Annotated in this window: 8 protein-coding genes and 2 tRNA genes; 3 read left to right on the top strand and 7 right to left on the bottom strand. The window is 67.7% G+C overall.

Going from position 1 to position 10,106, the window contains the following annotated elements:
• Positions 1 to 370: 370 nt before the first annotated feature.
• The 6 genes from ACZ6O0_RS40130 to gyrB form a co-directional block, all read right to left on the bottom strand.
• Positions 371 to 446, bottom strand: a tRNA-Ala gene (locus ACZ6O0_RS40130).
• Between the two features lie 12 nt (positions 447 to 458).
• A complete protein-coding gene (locus ACZ6O0_RS40125; protein WP_465681469.1) occupies positions 459 to 590 on the bottom strand; it encodes a DLW-39 family protein in 132 nt (43 codons plus the stop codon).
• Between the two features lie 29 nt (positions 591 to 619).
• Positions 620 to 696 (bottom strand) — tRNA-Ile (locus tag ACZ6O0_RS40120).
• 96 nt (positions 697 to 792) lie between these two features.
• Complete coding sequence (locus ACZ6O0_RS40115) at positions 793 to 1,704, bottom strand: DUF3566 domain-containing protein (RefSeq protein WP_465770314.1); 912 nt, start codon at positions 1,702 to 1,704, stop codon at positions 793 to 795.
• A 3-nt stretch (positions 1,705 to 1,707) separates the two neighbouring features.
• A complete protein-coding gene (gene gyrA / locus ACZ6O0_RS40110) occupies positions 1,708 to 4,299 on the bottom strand; it encodes a DNA gyrase subunit A (protein WP_465770321.1) in 2,592 nt (863 codons plus the stop codon).
• Between the two features lie 141 nt (positions 4,300 to 4,440).
• Positions 4,441 to 6,507, bottom strand: coding sequence for a DNA topoisomerase (ATP-hydrolyzing) subunit B (gene gyrB / locus ACZ6O0_RS40105; RefSeq protein ID WP_465770313.1), 2,067 nt, complete (start codon positions 6,505 to 6,507; stop codon positions 4,441 to 4,443).
• Between the two features lie 354 nt (positions 6,508 to 6,861).
• Here gyrB and ACZ6O0_RS40100 point away from each other — a divergent pair, with 354 nt between their 5' ends.
• The 3 genes from ACZ6O0_RS40100 to ACZ6O0_RS40090 are packed head-to-tail and all read left to right on the top strand — an operon-like array spanning position 6,862 to position 8,695.
• The gene (locus tag ACZ6O0_RS40100; RefSeq protein WP_465770312.1) at positions 6,862 to 7,533 is read left to right on the top strand and encodes a hypothetical protein; all 672 of its coding nucleotides are present in this window, start codon (positions 6,862 to 6,864) and stop codon (positions 7,531 to 7,533) included.
• Positions 7,533 to 8,138 carry a hypothetical protein gene (locus ACZ6O0_RS40095; protein WP_465770311.1) on the top strand — a complete coding sequence of 202 codons (606 nt, stop codon included), beginning with the start codon at positions 7,533 to 7,535 and terminating at the stop codon, positions 8,136 to 8,138. Before ACZ6O0_RS40100 ends, ACZ6O0_RS40095 begins: the two co-directional genes overlap by 1 nt.
• Positions 8,135 to 8,695 (top strand): hypothetical protein, encoded by a 561-nt coding sequence (locus tag ACZ6O0_RS40090; protein ID WP_465770310.1) that lies wholly within the window; start codon positions 8,135 to 8,137, stop codon positions 8,693 to 8,695. Before ACZ6O0_RS40095 ends, ACZ6O0_RS40090 begins: the two co-directional genes overlap by 4 nt.
• A 45-nt stretch (positions 8,696 to 8,740) precedes the next feature.
• Here ACZ6O0_RS40090 and ACZ6O0_RS40085 read toward each other — a convergent pair whose 3' ends face one another.
• Positions 8,741 to 10,099 (bottom strand): hypothetical protein, encoded by a 1,359-nt coding sequence (locus ACZ6O0_RS40085; protein ID WP_465770309.1) that lies wholly within the window; start codon positions 10,097 to 10,099, stop codon positions 8,741 to 8,743.
• Positions 10,100 to 10,106: the final 7 nt, after the last annotated feature.

The following is a 10,106-nucleotide window of genomic DNA, read 5'->3' as shown; positions in this document are numbered from 1 at the left end:
CCGGCGACCCGACCCGTCCATCACCTCGACATCGTGCTGCGCCTCAGACCAGTCATCACCCACAAACAACACCACCGACCCCACCCCCTCCACACCCACGAACACAGGAGAGACCAGCGACCTAATGAACAGTGCTCACACCCACAGCCTCACACCCCACGAGCCGGCACGACATCCCAGCAGCCATCAACCCTCCCAGAACCACCAGCCAGGGCACGATCTCCGTCAAGAACTCACCACGTCCAGGAGCGCCCCAGTGCTCACCAGCCAGCAGCACGAGTCTGCACCCAAACCACAGACCCAACACTCATTAGGAGCGGGCGTAGCACCGCGAGGGAAAGACAAACCCCTCACGCGGTGAGGGGAGAGTTGGTGGAGACGAGGGGACTTGAACCCCTAACCCCTGCCTTGCAAAGGCAGTGCTCTGCCAGTTGAGCTACGCCCCCGTGACGGGGTGGTCAGCGGCCCGGGGTGACCGGGTCGACGGCCTCGGCCCAGAGGTCCTTCTCGGCGCGGGACTGCTGGGTCTTCTTGTAGGCGAAGTATCCACCGATGCCGGCCAGCAGCACCAGCAGGATCTTTCTCAGCACTGGAGACTCCTCGGAATCGGGCTTCGTGGTGGTGGGCCTAACTGGACTTGAACCAGTGACCTCTGCCTTATCAGGGCAGCGCTCTAACCGTCTGAGCTATAGGCCCGCGTTGCGGGGTGGAACCCGGGAGAGATTACCGCACCAAGTGCCTGTCTCCCAAACCGGTTCCGGCCGGACCCACCAGGGGCCCGGCCGAGGCAGGTCAGTCCTCCGATGCCAGCGTGACTTCGAGGCCGCCGAGGAGCGTGGCGGCGATGTTGTAGAGGAAGGATCCGAGCGTCGCCAGCGCGGTGATGATCAGCACGTCGGCGCACGCCAGCAGGGTGGTGAAGCCCATCACCTTGCCGGTGTTGATGTAGTTCTCGATCCGGAACGGCTCGGCGGTCGGCGTCCCCAGCACCTCTTGGACGGTGCTGTTGATGTTGTCGAACACACCGGCCGCGCCGATCGCGGACCAGATGATGAACACTGCGACCCAGGTCACGATCCCGAAGGCGATCGACAGCAGGAACGCCGTCTTCATCACCGACCACGGGTCGATCCGGGACATCCGCAGCCGCGCCTTGCGGGTCTGCGGCCGATTCGACACCTTCGGCTCCCTTTCGGCCTTCGCGGTGAGCCGGGTGTCGGCCTTGTCCACCTTGTCGGCCTTCACTGCGGCGGCCTTGTCCAGCACGGCCTGACGCGCCGCGCTCACCCGGTCACCGAACGACACGGTCTTGGGCTCGGTCTTCCCGGTCAGTCCGTACGACGATGCCGCCGGAGTCGCCGACGGGACCGGCGTGTGGGTGGGGGACCACGGTTCCGGGCGGCCCGGCGTACTCGGGCTCGTGCTCGGACGGGTCGGCTGGGCCTGTTGCGGGCGCGGCGGGGCACCGGCCTGGCTCGGCCCGCCGGTGGCGGCCGGCCGCGGCTGCGGGCGGAACTCCGACGGCCGCTGGCCGTTCGATGTGCCCGGCCTCGGCTGGCCATTGCCGCTCGGCGCGGCGCTGGAACGACCGTTGGAGGCCGGAGTGGCCGGTCCGGAGGACTGCTTCCCGCCCTGCGCCGGCCGCTGGCTGTTGGAGCTGTCCGCCGCACCTTCGGGCCAGGTCGGCCTCGCGCGGTTGGTCATCAGTTACCCCTCCTGGCCGGCTTCGTCGTCTTCGACGGTAGCCGCGCCGTCCCCGTCCGTCGAACGCTGGTCATCTTTCTGGACGCTCTCAGGGGTGGATTCGGTTGTCGATCCGTCCACATCCTGAACACTTTCCGGAGCTGTACCCGCTTCGGCGTCCTCTGATTCCTCCCCGTTCACGGTGAGATCGGTGTTCCGGGCGATCGCGACCACGGCGTCGGACTCGCCGACCCCGGCGAACCGGACACCCATCGTGTCGCGGCCCTTGACCGGCACGCTGTCCACCCGGCTGCGGACGACCTGGCCGCTGGCCTTGATCGCCAGCACCTGGTCCTCGTCGACCACGATGATCGCGCCGACCAGCGAACCGCGCTCGTCGTTCAGCTTCACGGCCTTGATCCCGAGACCGCCGCGGCCCTGCTGCCGGTACTCCGAGACCCGGCTGCGCTTGGCGTACCCGGCGTCGGTCACGGTGAAGACGAACTGCGAGTCCTCGTCCGCGCCGGCCCGGATGACCGACATCGACAGCAGCTCGTCGCCGGAGCGGAACTTCATCCCGGTGACGCCGGAGGTGGCCCGGCCCATCGGGCGGAGCTGCTCGTCGTTCGCGGTGAAGCGGATCGACTGGCCCTTGCGGGACACCAGCAGCAGGTCGTCCTCGGCGGTGGCCAGGTCGGCCCCGATCAGCTCGTCGTCCTCCTCGCGGAAGTTGACCGCGATGATGCCGCTCTGCCGGGCCGAGTCGTAGTCGGTCAGCGCCGTCTTCTTGACCAGGCCCCGCTTGGTCGCGAGCACCAGGTAGTCGGCCTGCTCGTAGTCGCGCAGCGTCAGCACCTGGGCGATGTCCTCGTCGGGCTGGAACGACAGCAGTCCGGCCACGTGCGAGCCCTTCGCGTCCCGGGCCGACTCCGGCAGCTGCCACACCTTGGCGCGGTAGACCCGGCCCTTGGTGGTGAAGAACAGCATCCAGTGGTGGTTCGTGGTGGCGAAGAAGTGGCTGATCTCGTCCTCGGCCCGCAGTTGCGCGCCGCGGACACCCTTGCCGCCGCGGTTCTGGGTCCGGTACAGGTCGGTCTTGGTCCGCTTCGCGTACCCGCCGCGGGTGATGGTGACGACGACGTCCTCGTCGGGGACCAGGTCCTGCACGGACAGGTCGCCGTCGGCCGCGATGATCTCGGTCCGGCGCTCGTCGCCGTACCGCTCGACGATCTCGGCGAGCTCGTCCTTGACGATCGTCCGCTGCCGCTCCGGGCTGGCCAGGATGTCCTCGAGGTCGGCGATGATCGCCTCGAGCTCGTTCAGCCGGTCGATGATCTTCTGCCGTTCCAGGGCGGCCAGCCGGCGCAGCTGCATGTCCAGGATCGCCTGGGCCTGGATCTCGTCGATGTCGAGCAGCTGGATCAGGCCGGTGCGCGCCTCTTCCACGTCCGGGCTGCGCCGGATCAGCGCGATCACCTCGTCGAGGGCGTCGAGCGCCTTCACGTACCCGCGGTAGATGTGCGCGTTCTTCTCGGCCTCGCGCAGGCGGAACCGGGTCCGCCGCTGGATGACCTCGATCTGGTGGTCGATCCAGTGGCTGATGAACAGGTTCACGCTGAGGGTGCGCGGTACGCCGTCGACGAGCGCGAGCATGTTGCAGCCGAAGGTGTCCTGCAGCTGCGTGTGCTTGTAGAGGTTGTTCAGTACGACGCGCGGCTGGGCGTCCCGCTTCAGCACGATGACGAGCCGCTGCCCGGTCCGCGACGAGCTGTCGTCGCGGATGTCCGCGATGCCGTTCACCTTGCCGGTGTTCACCAGCTCGGCGATCTTCTGCGCCAGGTTGTCCGGGTTGACCATGTACGGCAGCTCGGTGACGACCAGGCTGGTGCGGCCCTTCGCGTCCTCCTCGATGTCGACGACCGCGCGCATCGTGACCGAGCCGCGACCGGTGCGGTACGCGTCGTCGATGCCCTTGTAGCCGACGATCAGCGCGCCGTTCGGGAAGTCCGGGCCCTTGATGTGCTGCAGGCAGGCGTCGAGCAGCTCCTCCGGGGTGGCGTCCGGGTGCTCGAGCGCCCAGTCGACCGCGGCGGCGACCTCGCGCAGGTTGTGCGGCGGGATCTGGGTGGCCATGCCGACCGCGATCCCGGACGAGCCGTTCACCAGCAGGTTCGGGAATCGGGCCGGCAGGATCACCGGCTCCTGCGACTTGCCGTCGTAGTTGGGCCGGAAGTCGACCGTGTCCTGGTCGATGTCGCGGACCATCTCCATCGCCAGCGGCGCCATCCGGCACTCGGTGTACCGCATCGCGGCGGCCGGGTCGTTACCCGGCGAGCCGAAGTTGCCCTGGCCCTGGATCAGCGGCGCCCGCATCACCCACGGCTGCGCCAGCCGGACCAGGGTGTCGTAGATCGCCGAGTCGCCGTGCGGGTGGTACTGACCCATCACGTCACCGACGACGCGGGAGCACTTGTTGAAACCACGGTCCGGCCGGTAGCCGCCGTCGTACATCGCGTAGAGGATGCGGCGATGCACCGGCTTGAGGCCGTCGCGGACCTCGGGCAGCGCGCGGCCGACGATGACCGCCATCGCATAGTCGAGATACGACTGCTGCATCTCGGTCTGCAGGTCGAGAGGCTCGACCCGGTCGTGGCCCGGGGAGGTGGGGGTCTCGGTCATGAAAAGGTCGTCCCGTTCAACTCAGTACGTCGGTGTGTGGCGAGGCGGATCGTGGCCCGCGGCAACGGGCCACCACCGTCAGATGTCAAGAAAACGAACGTCCTTGGCGTTGCGCTGGATGAAGCTGCGCCGCGCCTCGATGTCGTCGCCCATCAGCGTCTGGAACGTCTCGTCGGCGCGCACCGCGTCGTCCAGCGTGATCTGCAGCAGCACCCGGTTGGCCGGGTCCATCGTCGTCTCCCACAGCTCGTTCGCGTTCATCTCGCCCAGACCCTTGTAGCGCTGGATCGGGTTCTCCTTGGGCAGCTTCTTGCCCGCCTCGTGGCCGGCCTCGAGCAGGCCGTCGCGCTCCCGGTCGGTGTAGGCGAGCTCGTCCGGCTGGTTGCTCCAGCGGATCTTGTACAGCGGCGGCTGCGCGGCGTACACGTGCCCGCGCTCGATCAGCGGCCGCATGAACCGGAACAGCAGCGTCAGCAGCAGGGTCCGGATGTGCTGGCCGTCGACGTCGGCGTCGGCCATGATCACGATCTTGTGGTACCGGAGCTTGTCCTCGTCGAAGTCCTCGTGGATCCCGGTGCCCAGCGCCGAGATGATCGCCTGGACCTCGTTGTTCTGCAGGACCTTGTCGATCCGGGCCTTCTCGACGTTCAGGATCTTGCCGCGGATCGGCAGGATGGCCTGGAACTTCGGGTCCCGGCCGCCCTTCGCGGAGCCACCGGCCGAGTCACCCTCGACGATGTAGACCTCGCACTCCTCCGGGTTGGTCGACTGGCAGTCGGCCAGCTTGCCCGGCAGGCCGCCGCCGCCCAGCAGGCCCTTGCGGTTGCGGGCGAGGTCGCGCGCCTTGCGGGCCGCGATCCGGGCGCTCGCCGCCGCGGTCGCCTTGCGGATGATCTCGCGGCCCTCGGCCGGGTTCTGCTCGAACCAGGCGCCGAGCTTGTCGTTCACGACCCGCTGGACGAAGCCCTTCACCTCGGTGTTGCCGAGCTTGGTCTTCGTCTGGCCCTCGAACTGCGGCTCGGCGAGCTTGACCGAGATGATCGCGGTCAGGCCCTCCCGGATGTCGTCCCCGGTGAGCCTGTCCTCCTTCTTCTTGATCATGCCCTGGTCCTCGCCGAACGAGTTGACCAGTGAGGTCAGCGCGGCCCGGAAGCCCTCCTCGTGGGTGCCGCCCTCGTGGGTGTTGATCGCGTTCGCGAAGGTGTGCACGGACTCCTGGAACGAGCCGCTCCACTGCAGCGCGACCTCGAGGCTCATGCTGTTCTCGCCCTGGGTCTGCGCGGCCTCGAACGAGATCACGTCGCGGTGCACGGTCTCGCGGATGCCGGTCAGGTACTTCACGTAGTCGACCAGGCCGTTGTCGGCGCGGAACGACTGCTCGACCGGGTGGCCGTCCTCGGTGTGGTCCGGGCGCTCGTCCCGGATGGTGATCTGCAGGCCCTTGTTCAGGAAGGCCATCTCGCGGAACCGGGTGGCCAGCGTCTCGTAGGAGTACGTCGTGGTCTCGAAGACGTCCGGGTCCGCCCAGAACGTCACGGTGGTCCCGTTCGACTCCGACGTACCGATCTCGGCGAGGTCCTCGTCCGGGACACCGTGGGTGAAGGACTGCGTGTACAGCTTGCCCTTCAGCCGCACGTCGACCTTGAGCCGGCTGGACAGCGCGTTCACGACGGACACACCGACGCCGTGCAGCCCGCCGGACACCTTGTAGCCACCGCCGCCGAACTTGCCGCCGGCGTGCAGCACGGTCAGCACGACGGTCACGGCCGGCTTGCCCTCGGACTCGACGATGTCGACCGGGATACCGCGGCCGTTGTCGTCGACCTTGATCCCGCCGTCCGGCAGCAGCGTGACGACGATGTGGTCGCCGTACCCGGCCATGGCCTCGTCGACGGCGTTGTCGACCACCTCGGTGACGAGGTGGTGCAGACCACGCTCACCGGTGGACCCGATGTACATGCCTGGGCGCTTCCGAACCGCGTCCAGACCCTCGAGGACCTGGATCGCACTGGCGTCGTACTCCCGCTCGACGATGTTCGAGGGGATCTCGTCGCTGGTGAGGGGACTGTCTCCTGTTTCGGGTAGGCCGGTGCCGATCGGGTCGGCTGACTGGTTGGCGTCGATCTCTGTCGGCTCGTCGGTCACCGGCTGTTGTCCTCCTCGGACCCCGCGTTCGCGAGGCATCGCTGCACAGTGGGAGCCGCCCCCTACAGTGGTACTAGAGGTGCGGCTCGCCCTACATGGTCCATCTTACCTGTCGAGCGAAGCAGAACCGGCCATCAGGCGCCTGAAACTGTGGATAGGGCGTCTTTTCTCCCTCCTAGCCATGTCCCCACTCATGGATGGGGGGCCAGAAAGCGCTCACGGGCGCTCAGTGGCCTCCGGGCAGTTCGCCACTGACGCTCCGGAGACCGGGACCAGGCTGACCGGTCCAGACCGGTGAAACAGCCATGGACGAGGGTGCCCGCCGCGCACCCACCGCCCTCTAGGATCGCTGCCGTGGAAAGTCTCGACGACGTCATCGACGCCATGATCGCCGACCGGGTGATCCACCGGCACCGGCGGAAATGGCTGATCGTCATCGCGCTCGTCGTCGTCCTGGCGGTCGTCGTCTTCTTCACCGGCGGCTGGAAGGAGAAGGAGGGCCGGACGGTCCCCACGCTGACCAATCTCGCCACCACCGTGGGCGACGCGACGAAGGTCGGCGCCGCGACCACGGTGTCGGCCGGCAAGTGGGAGTTCAGCTTCAGCAAGGCCGAGATCGTCCGCACCCCGAAGGACAAGTACACCGAGGCCAAGGCCGAGCTCCGGGTCTACTTCGACCTGAAGAACATCGACACCGAGGAGCAGACCTCGGACAACCTGTCCGGCAAGCTCCTCGTCCTGGTTCCGGGCGGCGGCAAGGACACGGTCGAGTCGAACGGCGCCGACTGCCGGGGAGAGCTGAACTGGGTGGTGGTCTACGGACTGCCGCCGGAGAGCTGCTTCACGAAGTTCGACGTACCGGCCGACTTCACCGCCGATCTGGTGGAGGTCGGCGTCCTCGGCGAGCACTACGAGTCCGACAACGGCCTGCTCGGCGCGAACGAGGATCCGTACTGGCACAACGCGAGCCCGGTCGCCGTCGTCCAGCTCAAGCCGACGGTCGTCGTGGACAGCGGGGAGAACTAGTGAAGCTCTACCGCCCCGCCACCATCCTGGTCGGCGTCCTCTTCGTCCTGCTCGGCGGCCTGACCCGACTGGCCACACCCGACCAGGTGTACGACGAGCAGAACATCAAGGTCATCCACGGCACGATCGGCGAGCCGCTCGACTACACCGGCAGCGGCTCGACGGTGGAGGTCACCCGGATCGCGTTCGCCCAGTCCGTGCTCGACGCCGGCGCCGGTGACGACGACAAGCCGCTGGAGACCAACGGCGTGTACGTCGCGGTCGAGTGGGACACCGTCCGCGGCGTGCAGAAGCCGGACACCATCATCCCGACCCTGACCGCCGACGGCGGCAGTGTGTACACGCCGATCGAGGGCGTGACGAGCAGCAGCTTCGACTTCCCCGACGCGGGCTTCGCGCGCACCGGCGCGATGGTGTTCGAGGTGAACCCGAGCGACATGAAGAACCTGACCCTGAAACTGCGGCCGATGATGCTGTTCAACGTCTACAACACCAACGTCGAGGTCGATCTGGGCATCCCGACCGACGCGATCGCCCAGCGGATGGTCGACGGCGCGGTCCCGCAGTACGTCGTACCGCGGCCGGTCACCCGGGTGGCGTCATGAGGATCGCGGGCCGGGCGACCCGGCTGGCCGCGCAGATCTCGTTGCTCGTGGCACTGCTCGCGACGGGACTGTTCGTCATGCTGCGCAGCTATCTGGACGACGACGAGCGACTGTACGACGAGGGCCGGATCAACCGCGTCGTGAACAACGGCGGCCCGGTGACGATCGGCAACGTCGAGTGGAAGCTGGACAAGCTCCAGGCGTACACCCAGCTCGTCGACGACGAGGGCGAGAAGATCAGCCTGGACCAACCGGCCGGATCCGTGGTCATGCTGGCCACGCTGACCGTGACGCCGCACCAGGGGATCCTGCTGAAGGACGGCGGGTTCAGCTGCTCGGCGATCCTGCGGGACGACCGGGGCAACACCTGGCAGAGCCAGAGCGCGTACGGCTTCGAGATGCCGACCTCCTGCACCGACGACGACCACCCGTTCGAGCTCGACAAGCCGGGCACGATCGCCCAGATCTACATCGTGCCGGAGTCCGCGGTCCCGCACCTGACCGGCGTCGTCGTCGAGAACCTCGACGAGCGCAACCGCTTCCTGATCACCCCGTGACAGTGGCTGGTACGGCGGACGCCGTACCAGCGGATGGGGCGGCGATCAGGCGTTGGTGGGCACCGGCTGCTCGGCGGACTCGGTCTCGGCCGCATCGGCCTTCGCCTGCGTCGCCGCGGCGGCCTCGGCCCGGCGCTGGGTGCCGACCGAGATGCACAGGTCGAACGCGGCCGCGAGCAGCGCGATCCGCAGCGGCTCGAAGACGAGGTCCCGGACGAAGCCCGCGATCTCGTGGTTCATCAGGCCCCAGTACTGGCCGTGGATACCGAGCAGTCGCTGGATCACCACGAATCCCCAGTCGCTGCCGAGCAGCCAGAACGTGTAGACCATGCAGACCACGCCGAGGAACACCGGGCCGACCCGCACCAGCAAGCGGAACGCGTTCAGCGCCGGGTAGAACTTCTCCCGCAGTCCGCCGAGGACGAGATCGGGCGCCTTGTAGGTCAGCGCGACGAACCGGTTCTGGCCCGGCTCCTCCTCCGCACCGAGCTTCCCGCCGAGCCGGCGCTCCAGCCGGGTGCCCTTGAAGACACCACCACTGGAGAGCACACGGTGACCGAACACGACCGTGGTGATCGCCAGCCAGGTCAACGGCTCCGCGACGCCGAGCTTGAACAACGGCCAGAGCGACTCCCAGAAGAAGCCCCAGAGGAACTCGATACCGGCCGGCAGCGGGATCTTGATCCCCGCGAAGAAGTCCTTGACGCCGTCCCACCAGTCCAGCGACCAGTACCAGAAACTGCGCTCCTTGAACCACACCTTGCCTTCGGCAATGGCGTACGGCGTGCAGATGACGGTGAGCAGGATGAAGAAGGACTCGGCCCAGACCTGGGAGAGCTTGACCGGCCGGCTCGGCCAGCGGTCGTCGACCGCCTGCAGCAGCCGGCGCAGGACCAGCAGGATGACGAGGGCCGGCAGATACTTGTGCCACTCGTGGATGCCCACGTGGAAGAACGCCGAGCCGGGCTGGGTCCCGTTCTGCACCAGGTAGGTGGCGCTCAGGCGACTGACCTGGTCGTCGAAGAAGCCCCACGCCGACCACACCGCGACCAGCGGCAGCAGCGTGACGGCGAGCAACTCCAGCAAGCCGCGCTCGGTCGGGTCCGCGGTCTCCTCGGTCTCGCTGCTCGCGGCGTCACGCCAGCGGTACAGCGACATCGCGCAAGTGCGGATCATGCCGACCGCGGCGGTGATCTGCAGCAGGACGCCGACCGCGAAGAGGCCGGTGCCGAGACTCGAGTGCGCGTGCTGGGCCAGCCAGATCGCCCCGTTGATACACACCGTCAGGCCGACGAACCCGGCCACCCACCACATCGTCATGGGCAGCAGGTTCCGCCACCACAACCGGAAGGTGTCTCCGATCAGGTGGACCATCTGGCGAAAACCATCGACGATCGTGCGCATCGGGCCC

The organism is Kribbella sp. NPDC048837 (assembly GCF_055586945.1).
This window is presented reverse-complemented; position numbering and strand designations above follow the sequence as displayed.